This window comes from Microbacterium sp. MMO-20 (assembly GCF_037147735.1).
Lineage (GTDB): Bacteria > Actinomycetota > Actinomycetes > Actinomycetales > Microbacteriaceae > Microbacterium.
Genome location: NZ_JBBCUU010000003.1, coordinates 1 through 14,381, shown reverse-complemented (window position 1 = coordinate 14,381; position 14,381 = coordinate 1). Strand labels below are relative to the sequence as shown.

Sequence of the window (14,381 nt, the reverse complement as noted above, 5' to 3'; positions counted from 1 at the left end):
GATCGCTCATCGCCGATATGATGACTTCATCATGTCATTGACTCATCGTGAGAGGCCCCTCTACGAGCTGAAGGCGAACCTCTTCAAGGGACTCGCCCATCCGTTCCGTATTCGCATCCTCGAGCTTCTCAGCGCCGCGCCGGAGTGCAGTGTCGCCGAGCTCCAGGAGCAGACCGGTCTCGAGGCATCCCACCTCTCGCAGCACCTCGCAGTTCTGCGCCGGCACCGCCTCGTCGTGTCGGAGCGCCGGGCCAGTCACGTCTACTACCGACTGACGGGGCCGTCGGTGGCACGTCTGCTCGCTGCGGCGCGCGAGCTGCTGCTCGACGTCCTGGCCGCCGACGGCGACCTTCTCCGCGACGCACAGGCGCTCCCGGTGATCGGGAGCGCGAGATGAGATGGGGGCACCTCCGCTCGTCGGCCCGGGCGCTGCTGCCCTCACGCGCAGACTACGCACCCGCCCGGCGGACGTGGCGCGGCGACCTCCTCGCGGGACTCACGGTCGGCATCGTCGCGCTTCCGCTCGCACTCGGGTTCGGCGTCAGCTCGGGCCTCTCGGCCGAGGCCGGGCTCATCACGGCGGTCGTGGCGGGCTTCCTCGCCGCGGTCTTCGGGGGATCGCACGTGCAGGTGTCCGGTCCGACAGGAGCGATGGTCGTGGTGCTCCTGCCGATCGTCGCGACACACGGCGTCGGCGCGGTCGCCGTCGTCAGCCTCCTCGCCGGCATCGTCGTGGTCCTTGCCGGGGCCCTTCGGCTCGGACGCGCCGTGTCGTTCATCCCGTGGCCCGTCATCGAGGGGTTCACGCTCGGCATCGGCGTCATCATCTTCGCGCAGCAGATCCCGGCGCTGGTCTCCGCACACACTCCCGCGGCGTCCGAGCACAGCTCCAACGCACTCGTCGCAGCCGCGCAGTCGCTCGCGGCCCTCGATCCGACCTATCTCCTCTGGGCGCTGGGCGCCGTGGCCGTCGTCGCCACGTGCATGCTCGTCGCGCCGCGCGTGCACCGGGCCATCCCGGGGTCGCTCGTCGGCATCGTCGTCGCGACGGTCGCCTGCCTCCTCCTCCCCGCACCGCTCGCACGCATCGGCGCGCTGCCGGCGAGTCTGCCCGCACCCGCTCTGCCGTCGATGGATGCCACGACGATCGGCGCGCTCGCCGTCCCGGCGCTCACGGTCGCCGCGCTCGCCGCGATCGAGTCGCTGCTGTCCGCCCGCGTCGCCACGACGCTCGCCGACACCGGTCCGTTCGATCCGGACCGCGAGCTCGTGGGTCAGGGGCTCGCATCGATCGGGTCGGCGTTGTTCGGCGGCATGCCCGCGACCGGCGCGATCGCGCGGACGGCCGTCAACGTCCGATCCGGCGGCCGCTCCCGCATCGCCGCGATCGTTCATGCGGTCGTCCTGCTCGCAGTCGTGCTCATCGCGTCGGGACCGGTCGGCGCGATTCCGTTGGCCGCGCTCGCGGGCGTCCTGATGGTGACCGCGACGCGCATGGTGCATCTCGGCACGGTGCGCTCCCTCCTGCGGTCCACACGTGCGGACGCGGTCGCGTTCGTCGCGACCGCCGTCATCACGGTGTCCTTCGACCTCATCGTCGCCGTCGCGATCGGGGTCGTCTTCGCGGGGATCGTCGCGCTCCGCGGGCTCGCCCGGGCGTCCGCGGTGCGGCGCGAGCCGCTCGAAGGCGCCATGGAGCCGGGCGACGAACGCATCGCGGTGCTGTGCATCGAGGGGCCGCTCTTCTTCGCGGGCGCCGATCGTGTGCGCGCGGAGGTCGACGCCGTCACCGACGTCGACGTCGTCGTGTTGCGCATGAGCCGCGTCGAACTGGTGGACGCGACCGGCGCCCGCGCGCTCGGCGACATCGTCCAGAGCCTCGAGCGCCGCGGTGTGACCGTGCTGATCAAAGGCATCCAACCGCGCCACGAAGGCCTCTTCCGCACGGTCGGCGTGCTCGCCGCACTTCGCCACCACAAGCACCTCTTCGACGACCTGCCGGCCGCCGTCGCCCATGCCCGCACGCATGTGCGGCGCGAAACGCGGACCGCGTAGGCTGGACCGGTTGCCGTCGACGCCAGCAGCGCGACGGTGCACTTCCACACCCTCACCAACGGGAGTACCCCAGTGCCTGGACAGAATCTCACCCGCACCGAAGCGCAAGAGCGTCGCACGATCGTCAACACGCACAGCTACGACGTCGCGCTCGATCTGACGAAGGGCGCCGAGGTCTTCGGCTCGCGCGCCGTCGTACGGTTCAGCGCCACCCCCGGAGCGGCGACCTTCATCGACCTCATCGCACGCGATGTGCGCGAGATCACTCTCAACGGTGTCGCGATCGATCCGGCCGCCGCGTTCCTCGACTCGCGCATCAGCCTCGAGGGCCTCGCCGCCGAGAATGAGCTCATCGTCGATGCGGACTGCCTGTACACGAACACCGGTGAAGGGCTGCACCGCTTCGTCGACCCGGTCGACGGTGAGGTCTATCTCTACTCGCAGTTCGAAGTGCCCGACTCGCGGCGTGTGTTCGCCGTGTTCGAGCAGCCCGACCTCAAGGCCACCTTCCAGTTCACCGTGACCGCGCCGGCCGCATGGAAGGTCATCTCCAACTCCCCCACCCCCGATCCCGTCCCCGCGGGCGAGGGCACGGCCACGTGGGCGTTCGAGCCGACCCCGCGCATCTCGTCGTACATCACGGCGATCGTCGCGGGACCGTACGAGGCGACCTTCTCCGAGCTGACGAGCGCCTCCGGTCGGGTCGTCCCGCTCGGCGTGTACGGCCGAAAGAGCCTCTGGCAGCACCTGGACGCCGACTACATCTTCGACAAGACGCGCGAGGGATTCGCGTACTACGAGGACAAGTTCGGGTACCCGTACCCCTTCGCGAAGTACGACCAGCTGTTCGTCCCGGAGTTCAACGCGGGCGCGATGGAGAACGCCGGCGCCGTGACCTTCACAGAGACCTACGTCTTCCGCTCGAAGGTGACGGATGCCGTCAAGGAGCGCCGCGTCGTCACGATCCTGCACGAGCTCGCGCACATGTGGTTCGGCGACCTCGTCACGATGAAGTGGTGGAACGACCTGTGGCTCAACGAGTCGTTCGCCGAGTGGGCGTCCACGATCGCGACCGCCGAGGCCACGGAGTGGACCGAGGCCTGGACGACATTCAACGCCATGGAGAAGACCTGGGCCTACCGCCAGGATCAGCTCCCCTCGACGCACCCCGTCGTCGCCGAGATCAACGACCTGCACGACGTCGAGGTCAACTTCGACGGCATCACGTACGCGAAGGGCGGCTCGGTCCTCAAGCAGCTGACGAGCTGGGTCGGAATCGATGAGTTCTTCGCGGGCGTCGGCGCCTACTTCCAGAAGCACGCGTTCGGCAACACGGAACTGCGCGACCTCCTCACCGAGCTCGAGGCGACGAGCGGCCGCGACCTGTCGACGTGGTCGCGCAAGTGGCTCGAGACGGCCGGCGTCAACACGCTCGCGCCGGAGATCAAGACGGATGCCGACGGCAAGATCACGCGCTTCGCGATCGTGCAGACGGCGCCCGCCGATTACCCGACGATCCGTCCGCACCGCCTCGGCGTCGGTTTCTACAACCTCGAGGGCGATGCGCTGGTGCGCACACACCACGTCGAGCTCGACGTCGACGGCGATCTCACCGAGGTGCCGGAGCTCGTCGGCCTGGCCCAGCCCGACCTCGTCCTCCTCAACGACGACGATCTCGCGTACGCGAAGATCCGTCTCGACGAGCGTTCGCTGAAGACCGCGATCGCCCACCTCGGCAAGATCGCCGACCCGCTCGCCCGCTCCCTCGTGTGGGGCGCCGCGTGGGACCAGACGCGGGATGCGGATGCCTCGGCATCCGACTACGTCGACCTCGTCCTCGCGAACATCGGTTCCGAGACGGAGTCGACGACCGTGCGCACGACGCTCGGCCAGCTCCAGCTCGCGGCGAACTCCTACGTCGCCCCGGACCGTCGCCAGGCGACGCGCGAGAAGGTCGCGGACGGACTCTGGGCGCTCGCCCAGGCCGCGGAGGCGGGCAGTGACAGTCAACTGCAGTTCGTCACGGGCTTCGCGAGCGCAGCGGCCACGCCGGCGCAGTGGGAGAAGGTGCGGGCGCTCCGCGCGGGCGAGGCGACACTCGACGGGCTCGACATCGACGCCGACCTCTCCTGGGCGCTCCTCGTCTCCCTCGCCGCCGGGGGCGTCGTGACGGCCGCGGACATCGATGCTGCTCTTGCCGCAGACAACACCGCGAAGGGCGGCGAGTTCGCCGCACAGGCGAAGGCCGCCCTCCCGACGGTCGAAGCCAAGCGCGCCGCTTGGGCGTCGCTGATCGACTCCGCAGATCTCCCCAACACAGTCGTGCGCTCGTCGGCACTCGGCTTCGTCAACCCGAACGGTCTCGAGGCACTGGCATCGTTCGTCGAGCCCTACTTCGAGATGCTCCTGCCGGTGTGGGAGAGCAGGACGTACCACATCGCCGAGTACCTCATCATCGGCCTGTATCCCGCCGCGCTCGCGAACACCGCGCTCCGCGACGCCACGCGCCGCTGGCTCGAGGCGCACCAGGATGCCGCTCCGGCCCTCCGCCGCCTCGTGCGGGAGAACCTCGCGGGCGTCGAGCGCGCCCTCGCCGTGCAGGAGCGCGACGCGGCCTGACCCGCGCACCGGCGCGACGCCGCCCCTACCGATGCCTCCTCACGCCCAGCCGGCGCTGAGGAGGCATCGGTAATATCGGAGCGATGCGCATCCCCCTCCAGACCGCCCCCGAGCCCACGACGGGCTTTTCGTGGGATCAGGTCGGCCCGGACCTTCTGAGCTTCCTCACCGACGCGGGCATGAAGCTGCTCGCGATCGCCGCGATCATCATCGGCGGCCTGATCCTGGCGTGGCTGATGCGTCGGCTGATCACGCGCGTCGTGAACCGGATCGTCCGGGGCGCGAAGAACAAGGCGGCCACAGACGACACCCGGGCCGTCGACAACTCTCCGCTCGCGCAGGTGCGGATCATCCAGCGCACGCGCACGCTGGGTTCGATCCTCAGCAACATCGTGAACACGACGATCGTGATCATCGCGCTCATCCTCGTGGTGTTCACGATCAACGCGAACGTGCTGGGATCGTTCACACTGCTGACCGCGGCCCTCGGCGCGGGTCTCGGCTTCGGGGCGCAGAACATCGTCAAGGACGTCCTCAACGGCATCTTCATCGTCGCGGAAGACCAGGTCGGCATCGGCGACGTCGTCGACCTGGGTCTCGCAACGGGTGTCGTCGAGTACGTCAGCGTCCGCGTCACCCACGTGCGCGACGTCAACGGCACGCTCTGGTATGTGCGCAACGGCGAGGTCACCCGCATCGGCAACATGTCCCAGGGCTGGTCTCGCGTCATCATCGACCTCGCAGTACCCGCCGACGCGGAGATCGGCGATGTCGAGAAGGCGATGCTGGATGCCGCCATGGGCCTCGCGAAGGACCCGAAGTGGCGCACTCGCCTGATCGATCAGCCCGAGATCTGGGGGCTCGAGTCGATCAGTGGAGACGCCCTCGTGATCCGCCTCGTACAGAAGACGCGCACGAACGCGAAGGACGACGTTGCGCGCGAGCTGCGTATGCGCCTCAAGCACGCGATCGACGAGCTCGGCGTGACCCTCCCCCAGCTCAACTCGATCGTCCTCTCGGGCACCGACGGCGCGCAGCGTGTTCGCGGCGCCAATCCGCCGCGGACCAAGCCCACTCCGGTGGCCACGGCATCCGACGCGAAGCCCGTCTGGAAGCCACGCCGCGCACCGAAGAAGAAGGCGCCGACGCTCGACGCGAACACGCTCGACGCCCCGCCGACGGCCCCGCCCGCGCCCGAACCGGAGGACAAGCCGTGACCGACCCGTCGCCCGTCACTTTCTACGACGAGGTCGGTGGGCACGATACGTTCGTGCGGCTCGTCAACGCGTTCTACCGAGGTGTCGCCACCGACCCGGTGCTCAAGCCGATGTACCCGGAGGAGGACCTCGCCCCCGCGGCGGAGCGGCTGACCCTCTTTCTCGAGCAGTACTGGGGCGGACCGACCACGTACAGCGAGCAGCGCGGGCATCCGCGATTGCGGATGCGTCATCTGCCGTTCCACGTCAACCCCGACGCGCGCGATCGCTGGCTGCAGCACATGCGCGCCGCCGTCGACGAGCTCGGCCTGTCGCCGCTGCACGAGGCGACGCTGTGGGACTATCTTCAGCGGGCAGCCCACGCGATGGTGAACACGTTCGACCCGACACCGGGCGCCTGACCACTCATACCGCAGATGTCGACGAAGGAGTCGTCCATGTCCCCGCAGCATCATCACGCGGACGTTCTCGTGATCGGGTGGGGCCTGGCCGGGCTTGTCGCGGCATCCGAGGCCGCTGCCGCAGGCAAGACCGTCGTGATCGTCGACCAAGAGTCACGCGCGAACCTGGGCGGACAGGCATTCTGGTCGTTCGGGGGGCTCTTCTTCGTCGACTCTCCCGAGCAGCGCCGTATGGGCATCCGCGACTCGCTCGACCTCGCCCGTCAGGACTGGTTCGCCACCGCCGGCTTCGATCGTGACGAGGACCACTGGCCCCGGCAGTGGGCGGAGGCCTACTTGCAGTTCGCCGCCGGTGAGAAACGGGCGTGGCTGCGTGAGAAGGGCGTCGGCTTCTTCCCCGTCGTCGGATGGGCCGAGCGCGGTGGATACACGGCGACGGGACCGGGCAACTCGGTACCGCGATTCCACATCACGTGGGGCACGGGCCCGGGGATCGTCGCACCGTTCCAAGCGGCGATCGAGCGCGGAGAAGACAGCGGCCGCATCACGATCCTGCCGCGTCATCGCGTCACCGCGCTCACGACGACGGGCGGGGTCGTGACGGGAGCCTCCGGCGATGTACTGGCCCCCGACGACGCCGTGCGCGGTGCCGCGACTTCGCGCACGGTCCGCGGCGCGTTCACGGTCTCGGCCGGCGCCACGGTCGTCGCATCCGGCGGGATCGGTGGAAACCATGACCTCGTCCGCGCTCAATGGCCCGCGCGCCTCGGCACGGCGCCGACCACGATGATCACGGGCGTCCCCGCCTACGTCGACGGCTCGCTGCAGCCGGTCGCGGCTACCGCCGGCGCGCACCTCATCAACGGCGACCGCATGTGGCACTACGTCGAAGGCATCCAGAACTGGGACCCGATCTGGCCGAGCCACGGCATCCGGATCCTCCCCGGCCCCTCCTCGATCTGGCTGGATGCCACGGGCGCACGCCTGCCTGTTCCCCTGTTCCCCGGCTTCGACACCCTCGGCACACTGGCGCACCTGCGGGCAACGGGCCACGACCATTCCTGGTTCGTGCTCTCGCAGAAGATCGTGGAGAAGGAATTCACCCTCTCCGGCAGCGAACAGAACCCCGACCTCACCGGGCAGGACCTTCCGCTCCTCGTGAAGTCGCGGCTCGGCAAGGGCGCCGCCGGTCCCGTGCAGGCCTTCCTCGACCGCGGCGCGGACTTCGTCGTGCGGCGCACGCTCGGCGAGCTCATCACGGCGATGCAGGCGCTTCCCGGCGGCGCCGCGCTCGATCCGGATGTCGTTCGCCGCGAGGTCGAAGCACGCGATCGCGAGATGGACAACGACTTCACGAAGGATGCGCAGATCGCCATGCTGCGCTCCGCGCGCGCGTACCGCGGTGACAAGCTCATTCGCACGGCCGCCCCGCACAAGATCCTCGACCCCGATTCCGGGCCCCTCATCGCCGTCAAGCTGCACGTCCTGACCCGCAAGTCGCTGGGCGGGATCGAGACCGACCTCGACGGTCGCGCACTCGGCCACGACGGGGAGCCGGTCCCGGGCCTGTACGCGGCGGGCGAGGCATCGGGTTTCGGCGGCGGCGGCGTGCACGGCTACCGAGCTCTCGAAGGCACCTTCGTCGGCGGATGCCTCTTCTCCGGCCGCGTCGCAGGTCGAGCCGCGGCGGCGGCGCTCTGACGGCTGCTCTGTCGCTGGTCGAGCGCCCTGAGAAAGCTGCGCGCCGCTCTCAGGCGGCGCCCGTCGTGCGTACCGCGGTGAGACCGCTGCGCACCGTGTCGCGGACGAGGACGTGCCCGCGCGACAGGCTGACCCGTGTCCACGGCCCCGTCCGACGGATGACCGCCTGCTCCTCCCCCGCGATGAAGCCGAGCGCGAACGCCGCGAAGGCGACGCCGAGCGGCAGCCCGGCAAGGTCCTCGTCGGGGGCTCCCCAGATCGACGCGCGCACAGCGTGCACGACATCGTCCCCGGCATCCGTCGGCACGGCCTCCGCGACCGCGGCGATCCCCCATTGCGCGCGAGACGCGAGCCTCGCGGCCGCCGTCTCACCCGAGGCCTCCCATCCCGACCGGGGAGGTGAGATCCCCGCCCACGGCGCCGTGACCGCCGAATCCGGGAGAGCGAGGTGGGTTTCTCCCGAGGCACGCAGCGTCGACGCGTCGACGACGAGGTCGCAGACGACCTCGGGGTCGACGGCGATGATCCGCATTCCCAATATGGTCGGCGTGGCCTCGAGGAGTGTGCGGGGCGCAAGCGGGGCGGACGTCATCACCAGCAGGCCGTCCTGCGCTCTCAGACGGACCGCGCCGTCGCCGAGCCGGGCCGCGCGCTGCGCGAACACGAGGGCGTCGGAGGCGGTGGGGACATCGGGGAAGCGGAGCTCGTGGGGCATCCGCCCTAAACTATCAAGAGGGCGAGACACGAGCGCCCGCGTGGGAAGCACGCGGATGCCGCAAGGCCGCGACGACAGGAGCACAGTGGGTCAGAGCGAGCAGACGGGCTTCGATCCGGTGACGATGATGCTCGAGGTGATCGATCTCGACTCCGGGGCCGCGCGGACGACGGAGGACATCTTCACCGGCGCTTCGCACCCGATGCCGACGGGCCGCATCTTCGGGGGCCAGGTGCTCGCGCAGGCGATCATCGCTGCGGACCGAACCACGGGCGATGACCGGGTCCCGCACTCGATGCACGGATACTTCCTGCGCCCGGGTGACGCGTCGCAGGGGCTCACGCTGTCCGTCGACCGTATCCACGACGGTCGTTCGTTCTCGACCCGCCGGACCCAGGCGTACCAGCACGGCGTCCCCATCTTCTCGATGATCGCCTCGTTCGAGAGCGAGGACCCGGGTCTCGATCATCAGGCGGCGCCCCCTGCCGGCATCCCCGCACCGGAAGAGCTCGTCTCCGCGGCGTCCACGCGCCCGCTTTCGCGTCGCCTCCTCGCCGACAGCCCCATCGAGGTGCTGCACGCGGAGGGGGGCATCTACGACGGCGTCGACGCAGACCCGGTCGCCGCACAGAACGTGTGGATGCGGACGCGTCGCCCGATCGGCGACGACGCGGCCGTCCACCGGGCCGTCCTGGCGTACATGAGCGATCTCACGATCCAGGAGTCCGTCCTCCGCGCTCACGGGGTCGCTTGGTCGCAGCCCGGGCTCAAGGTCGCGAGCCTCGATCACGCGATGTGGTGGCACCGCCCCGCGCGCGTCGACGAATGGCTGCTGTACGCGCAGGAATCTCCGAGCGCACGCGGAGGGCGCGGACTCGCGACGGGACGGATCTTCACTTGTGACGGTGAACTGGTCGCGACCGTCGCGCAGGAGATCATGATCCGCGTACCGACGGACGACTAAGTCTCACGTTCGGTGCTGCTGCCCGCCGACCTGTGCGTCTCAGCGGCGATGGAATTCGACCGGATCTCCCAGGTAGGGGCTCCACGCCGCACGCATCCGCTCACTGAGACGCACTGGACGGAACGTGTGCGCGTCGACGAGGACGACGGCCGACGACGCCCGTGCGTACAACGTCTGCTGCGTGTCGCTCAGCGGGCTGAAGACTTCGTAACAGACCTCGATGCTCGAGCCGCCGATCTTGCCGAACCACATCTGCACGTCCAGCGGCTCTCGCCGATACGGGACAGGGGCGAGGTACTCGATCTCCTGCCGCGCGATGAGGGTGAGCTCGCCGGCATCCAAACCCGCATCGATCACCGCGGTGTCAGGCGCGCTCTCGCCTCCCACCGGCGACCAGAAGACGCGCACTCGAGCCTCTTCGAGGAGCTTCAGCATCGTCGCGTTGTTGACGTGGTTGAACGCATCCAGATCACCCCAGCGCAGGTGGATCGGGACGTGGATGCGGCGCCCGTCAGTCACGCGTGAGCTTGCGATGCGTCGAACGGTGCGGGTTCGCGGCATCCGGGCCGAGGCGCTCGATCTTGTTGGCCTCGTAGGCCTCGAAGTTGCCCTCGAACCAGTACCACTTGTCGGGCTGTTCGTCCGTGCCCTCGTAGGCCAGGATGTGGGTCGCGATGCGGTCGAGGAACCACCGGTCGTGCGTGATGACCACCGCGCAACCGGGGAACTCGAGCAGGGCGTTCTCGAGGGATGAGAGCGTCTCGACATCGAGGTCGTTGGTCGGCTCGTCGAGCAGCAGCAGGTTGCCGCCCTCCTTCAGGGTCAGCGCGAGGTTCAGGCGGTTGCGCTCACCCCCGGAGAGGACACCGGCCTTCTTCTGCTGATCCGGTCCCTTGAAGCCGAACTTGGAAACGTAAGCGCGCGAAGGGATCTCGGTCTTTCCGACGGTGATGATGTCGAGGCCGTCCGAAACGACCTCCCACAGCGTCTTCTGCGGGTCGATGTTGGCGCGACTCTGGTCGACGTAGCTGATCTTGACGGTCTCGCCGATCTTGAGGTCGCCGCCATCGAGCGGCTCGAGCCCGACGATCGTCTTGAAGAGCGTCGTCTTGCCGACGCCGTTCGGTCCGATGACGCCGACGATGCCGTTCGGGGGCAGGCTGAAACTCAGCCCGTCGATGAGCGTGCGGTCGCCGAATCCCTTGTGCAGCTTCTTCGCTTCGATCACGACATTGCCCAAGCGGGGCCCCGGCGGGATCTGGATCTCTTCGAAATCGAGCTTGCGCGTGCGCTCCGCCTCGGCGGCCATCTCCTCGTAGCGGGCGAGGCGGGCCTTCGACTTCGTCTGACGGCCCTTCGCGCTCGAGCGCACCCAGTCGAGCTCGTCCTTCAGGCGCTTTGCGAGCTTCGCGTCCTTCTTGCCCTGGATGTCGAGGCGCTCGGCCTTCTTCTCGAGGTACGTCGAGTAATTGCCCTCGTAGCCGATGAGCCGCCCCCGGTCGACCTCGGCGATCCACTCGGCGACGTTGTCCAGGAAGTACCTGTCGTGGGTGATCGCGATGACGGCACCCTTGTACGACTGCAGGTGCTGCTCGAGCCACAGGACGCTCTCCGCATCGAGGTGGTTCGTGGGCTCGTCGAGGAGCAGCAGGTCCGGCTTCTGCAGCAGCAGCTTCGCCAGCGCGACACGGCGGCGTTCACCACCGGAGAGCTTGGTCACGGGCTCCTCGCCCGGCGGCGTGCGCAGCGCGTCCATCGCCTGCTCGAGCTGCGAGTCGAGATCCCAGCCATCGGCAGCATCGATCTCCTCCTGCAGAGTGCCCATCTCGGCGAGCAGGGCATCGAAATCGGCATCCGGGTCGGCCATCAGCGCCGAGATCTCGTTGAAGCGATCGAGCTTCGCCTTGATCGCGACACCCTCCTGGATGTTCTCGAGCACTGTCTTGGTCTCGTCGAGCTCGGGCTCCTGCATGAGGATGCCGACGGTGAAGCCCGGCGTGAGCTTGGCCTCGCCGTTGGACGGCGTGTCCAGGCCCGCCATGATCTTCAGAATCGTCGATTTGCCGGCGCCGTTCGGCCCGACCATGCCGATCTTGGCCCCGGGCAGGAAGGACATCGTGACGTCGTCGAGGATCAGCTTCTCGCCCACCGCTTTGCGGGCACGGACCATGGAGTAGATGTATTCTGCCATAACGGCCCAAGTCTACGCGGCGGCGCCGCGCACGATCACCAGTCGATCGGCCTCGTCTGCCCCACGAGGCAGGTGCCGCCGGGCAGGAGCGGGAGCACGAGCGCCGTGGGCGTCGGCGTCGACGGACCGACCTGGCCGACCAGACATTCCCCGGCCCATCGCACGGAGAACTGGATCGAATCTGCTGCGTTGCCAACCGTCGTCTGGTCGTTGGTGAGTTCCATCTCGGCCTTCGGAAAGCCGACCGCGACGAGTGCGTCGACGTAGGCGCGGCCCTGGAAGCGTGCGTCGGTCGCGGCGACTTGGTTCACAACGGCGCTGAATATCGGCAGGTTCTGCGCAGCGGTGCCCTCGGGAACGAACGACGGACCGGTCGCCGTCGGCGTGGGGGACGCAGTCACCGACGGAGTCGACACCGACGGTGTCGGGGCCGGCGCCGGCGTGCAGCCGGCGAGAAGCAACGCGGCCGAGATGAAGGCGCCAGGAACGACGAACCGGAACGGAGGGACAGCGGATCGGCGCACCCGTCGAGTCTAGACGGCAGAGCCGCGCGCTCCCTCAGAGGACGTCGCGAGGCTGTGCTCCGCCCCATGATCGGCGGCGCGCCGTCAGAAAGGCGTCTGCTCGCCGTCGGCCGACGCACCCCACGCGGCGGCGCCGACGAGTTCACCGCTCGGCGCGTCCGCTCTCGGAGCGGTCCCCCCGACCTGCGCGCGGGCGCTCGAGTCGGCGGATTCCGAATGCTGCGCCGGCGACGCCCCGGCGCCGAGGATGCCGTCCGCCGAGCCGGGAGCGGCCCAGGAGGGTTCGGCCTCGAGCGAGGATGTCTCGGCGTGGGCGACGGCGCGCGTCGTCCTCGTGAACGACGCGACGCCGAACATCAGATCCGGACCGAGACTCGACGCCTCGAGGTCCATGCTCGTGCCGCTGCGCCCATTGGACTCCCACGGACGCACCTTGAGCTTGCCGACGACGATGACACGCTGTCCGCGCTCGAGAGACTGGTATGCGTGCTCGGCGAGTTTTCGGAACACGGCGACGTTGTAGTAGTTGGTGTGCACGTCCGTCCAGACGCCGCCGTCGAGGCGGCGTTCCGTGCTCGCGAGTCCGAATCTCACCATGGTCACGCCGCCGGCAACCTCGAGACGTTCCGGCGCCGATGTGAGGTTCCCCGTGATGGAGATGATGTCCGACATTTCTTCATTCCCTTCGTGTCGATCCCCGCGATCACCGCGGGGCGGCCGCTCCGGCACTCGTGTGCCCTGTTCCGAGTGCCGGAGCAGGGAAAGCTTCGCCGGGACGAGCGACTCGTGGTCGCCGCACCCGTTCATCTGTGGACAGATCGATGAAACCTGTCGTTGGGGAGGAGGCGATGATGTGCGTCGCGCGGTGGGTACCCCGAGACGCGACCATGTCGGAGGTCGGAGATATGTTCGACGAAAGGAGGTGGGAGATGCCCCGCATCGATACGGAGATCGTGGCCGGAGTGCGCGGCGTGGTGCTGCTGCGCGTGTCCCCCCGTCGCTGGCGCGTGCTCGATCGGACGGGGCGCGTGCTCGGTCATCTGCGAGCGGAGGACGGCACACTCGGGGTGAGGTTCCACGCCGAGCGATTCGATCTTGCGGCAGCACGGATGCGCGATCTGGGCGCGTTCTGGACGGCGCGCGACGCGGTGGATTGCCTGCGCTATCTGCGTTGACGCCGAGAGATTGCGGCGCTGTCAGATGAGCGCTTCGAGGTAGTCACCGACGTCGACGGGCGCCGCCGCCCGCACATCCGGCCAGAGCTCGGCGAGAACGCCGACGGCGCGACGGAGGTCACGCACCGGAGCGGTGAACGGCAGCCGGAGGTGGCGGTCGTATCCCCCGTCCACCGCGAATCGGCTGCCCGCCGAAAGGTAGACGCCTTCGTTCCGCGCGGCGAGGACGAGTCCCGAGCTCAACGGTGCATCCAGCTCGATCCACAGGGCGACGCCGCCGGCAACGTCGGGGACGCGCCAGTTCGGCAACCGCTCGCGGAGTGCCCGCACGGTCGCGTCGCGACCTTCCCCCAGCAGTTGCGCGCGCTGCGCGAGCACATCGGGCATACGCTCCACAACGCGCGCGGCCACGGCCTGCTCGAACTCCGGTGTGCCGAGATCGCGCGCCGGGCGCGCAGCGATGAGGAGCGAAACCAGCTCGCGGTCGGCACGCACCCATCCGATCCGCAGGCCGCCCCACACGGTCTTTCCAAGCGAACCGATCCGGACGACCGGAGTATGGGAGAAGCTGACTTCTGCAGGGACGGCAGCGGCTCCAGGGATGACGTCGATCGCAAGGTCTGCCGTGGTCTCGTCGATGATCAGAACGGTTCCTGCACGTGCCGCGGCATCGGCGTGCGCCTCCTCTTCGGCGACATCCATCGTGCGGCGGGTGAGTCCAATAGCGTGGTGTCAATTCCCGCGGGGTTCTCGTCGTCGTAGACGGTGAAGGGCCATCGTGGGATGACCAGTTGTTTCCGCCAAGAAGCAAGAAGAGTG

The 14,381-nt window shown here is 68.8% G+C and carries 14 protein-coding genes; 8 read left to right on the top strand and 6 right to left on the bottom strand.

Annotation, left to right across the window (positions count from 1 at the left end; all coding sequences use genetic code 11):
• Window positions 1-31: 31 nt before the first annotated feature.
• From WFI52_RS06015 to WFI52_RS05990, 6 genes are all read left to right on the top strand, one after another.
• Window positions 32-397: an ArsR/SmtB family transcription factor gene (locus WFI52_RS06015; RefSeq protein ID WP_336626106.1), complete on the top strand. Its 366-nt coding sequence runs from the start codon at window positions 32-34 to the stop codon at window positions 395-397.
• Complete coding sequence (locus WFI52_RS06010) at window positions 394-2,055, top strand: SulP family inorganic anion transporter (RefSeq protein WP_336626105.1); 1,662 nt, start codon at window positions 394-396, stop codon at window positions 2,053-2,055. Before WFI52_RS06015 ends, WFI52_RS06010 begins: the two co-directional genes overlap by 4 nt.
• 72 nt (window positions 2,056-2,127) lie before the next feature.
• Window positions 2,128-4,674 (top strand): aminopeptidase N, encoded by a 2,547-nt coding sequence (gene pepN, locus WFI52_RS06005; RefSeq protein WP_336626104.1) that lies wholly within the window; start codon window positions 2,128-2,130, stop codon window positions 4,672-4,674.
• An 83-nt stretch (window positions 4,675-4,757) separates the two neighbouring features.
• Window positions 4,758-5,891 carry a mechanosensitive ion channel family protein gene (locus WFI52_RS06000; protein WP_442927708.1) on the top strand — a complete coding sequence of 378 codons (1,134 nt, stop codon included), beginning with the start codon at window positions 4,758-4,760 and terminating at the stop codon, window positions 5,889-5,891.
• On the top strand, window positions 5,888-6,292 hold the full coding sequence (locus WFI52_RS05995) for a globin (protein WP_336626103.1): 405 nt from the start codon (window positions 5,888-5,890) through the stop codon (window positions 6,290-6,292). Before WFI52_RS06000 ends, WFI52_RS05995 begins: the two co-directional genes overlap by 4 nt.
• 36 nt (window positions 6,293-6,328) lie before the next feature.
• The gene (locus WFI52_RS05990) at window positions 6,329-7,993 is read left to right on the top strand and encodes an FAD-binding dehydrogenase (RefSeq protein ID WP_336626102.1); all 1,665 of its coding nucleotides are present in this window, start codon (window positions 6,329-6,331) and stop codon (window positions 7,991-7,993) included.
• A 49-nt stretch (window positions 7,994-8,042) separates the two neighbouring features.
• On the opposite strand, the gene WFI52_RS05985 is transcribed toward WFI52_RS05990, so the two are convergent.
• Entirely contained in the window at window positions 8,043-8,708 is a 666-nt protein-coding gene (locus WFI52_RS05985; RefSeq protein ID WP_336626101.1) for a hypothetical protein, read from the bottom strand.
• A gap of 124 nt (window positions 8,709-8,832) precedes the next feature.
• On the opposite strand from WFI52_RS05985, the gene WFI52_RS05980 reads away from it, so the two are divergent.
• The gene (locus WFI52_RS05980) at window positions 8,833-9,672 is read left to right on the top strand and encodes an acyl-CoA thioesterase (protein WP_336626298.1); all 840 of its coding nucleotides are present in this window, start codon (window positions 8,833-8,835) and stop codon (window positions 9,670-9,672) included.
• Window positions 9,673-9,711: 39 nt separating this feature from the next.
• Here the strand turns inward: WFI52_RS05980 and WFI52_RS05975 are convergent, their stop codons facing one another.
• The 4 genes from WFI52_RS05975 to WFI52_RS05960 all read right to left on the bottom strand — a co-directional run bounded on the left by WFI52_RS05975 (window position 9,712) and on the right by WFI52_RS05960 (window position 13,059).
• A complete protein-coding gene (locus WFI52_RS05975) occupies window positions 9,712-10,233 on the bottom strand; it encodes an acyl-CoA thioesterase (RefSeq protein WP_442927706.1) in 522 nt (173 codons plus the stop codon).
• Entirely contained in the window at window positions 10,184-11,863 is a 1,680-nt protein-coding gene (gene ettA, locus WFI52_RS05970) for an energy-dependent translational throttle protein EttA (protein ID WP_336626099.1), read from the bottom strand. The genes WFI52_RS05975 and ettA overlap by 50 nt, the downstream gene beginning before the upstream one ends.
• A 35-nt stretch (window positions 11,864-11,898) precedes the next feature.
• Window positions 11,899-12,387 (bottom strand): DUF6993 domain-containing protein, encoded by a 489-nt coding sequence (locus WFI52_RS05965; RefSeq protein ID WP_336626098.1) that lies wholly within the window; start codon window positions 12,385-12,387, stop codon window positions 11,899-11,901.
• Between the two features lie 84 nt (window positions 12,388-12,471).
• Window positions 12,472-13,059: a single-stranded DNA-binding protein gene (locus WFI52_RS05960; RefSeq protein ID WP_336626097.1), complete on the bottom strand. Its 588-nt coding sequence runs from the start codon at window positions 13,057-13,059 to the stop codon at window positions 12,472-12,474.
• 257 nt (window positions 13,060-13,316) lie between these two features.
• Between WFI52_RS05960 and WFI52_RS05955 the strand changes: the two genes are divergently transcribed.
• The gene (locus WFI52_RS05955; protein WP_336626096.1) at window positions 13,317-13,562 is read left to right on the top strand and encodes a DNA mismatch repair protein; all 246 of its coding nucleotides are present in this window, start codon (window positions 13,317-13,319) and stop codon (window positions 13,560-13,562) included.
• A 21-nt stretch (window positions 13,563-13,583) separates the two neighbouring features.
• Here the strand turns inward: WFI52_RS05955 and WFI52_RS05950 are convergent, their stop codons facing one another.
• Window positions 13,584-14,264, bottom strand: a complete 681-nt coding sequence (locus WFI52_RS05950; RefSeq protein ID WP_336626095.1) for an aminotransferase class I/II-fold pyridoxal phosphate-dependent enzyme — start codon at window positions 14,262-14,264, stop codon at window positions 13,584-13,586.
• Between the last annotated feature and the right edge of the window lie 117 nt (window positions 14,265-14,381).

What these genes read in the sequence shown, in the direction of transcription:
- WFI52_RS05980 (WP_336626298.1), top strand. Translation starts at nt 8,833, where the DNA reads ATGATGCTCGAGGTGATCGATCTCGACTCCGGGGCCGCGCGGACGACG.
- WFI52_RS05985 (WP_336626101.1), bottom strand. Translation starts at nt 8,708, where the DNA reads ATGCCCCACGAGCTCCGCTTCCCCGATGTCCCCACCGCCTCCGACGCC.
- WFI52_RS05990 (WP_336626102.1), top strand. Translation starts at nt 6,329, where the DNA reads ATGTCCCCGCAGCATCATCACGCGGACGTTCTCGTGATCGGGTGGGGC.
- WFI52_RS06015 (WP_336626106.1), top strand. Translation starts at nt 32, where the DNA reads ATGTCATTGACTCATCGTGAGAGGCCCCTCTACGAGCTGAAGGCGAAC.
- WFI52_RS06000 (WP_442927708.1), top strand. Translation starts at nt 4,758, where the DNA reads ATGCGCATCCCCCTCCAGACCGCCCCCGAGCCCACGACGGGCTTTTCG.
- WFI52_RS05950 (WP_336626095.1), bottom strand. Translation starts at nt 14,264, where the DNA reads ATGGATGTCGCCGAAGAGGAGGCGCACGCCGATGCCGCGGCACGTGCA.
- WFI52_RS06010 (WP_336626105.1), top strand. Translation starts at nt 394, where the DNA reads ATGAGATGGGGGCACCTCCGCTCGTCGGCCCGGGCGCTGCTGCCCTCA.
- ettA (WP_336626099.1), bottom strand. Translation starts at nt 11,863, where the DNA reads ATGGCAGAATACATCTACTCCATGGTCCGTGCCCGCAAAGCGGTGGGC.
- WFI52_RS05975 (WP_442927706.1), bottom strand. Translation starts at nt 10,233, where the DNA reads ATGCCGCGAACCCGCACCGTTCGACGCATCGCAAGCTCACGCGTGACT.
- WFI52_RS05955 (WP_336626096.1), top strand. Translation starts at nt 13,317, where the DNA reads ATGCCCCGCATCGATACGGAGATCGTGGCCGGAGTGCGCGGCGTGGTG.
- WFI52_RS05960 (WP_336626097.1), bottom strand. Translation starts at nt 13,059, where the DNA reads ATGTCGGACATCATCTCCATCACGGGGAACCTCACATCGGCGCCGGAA.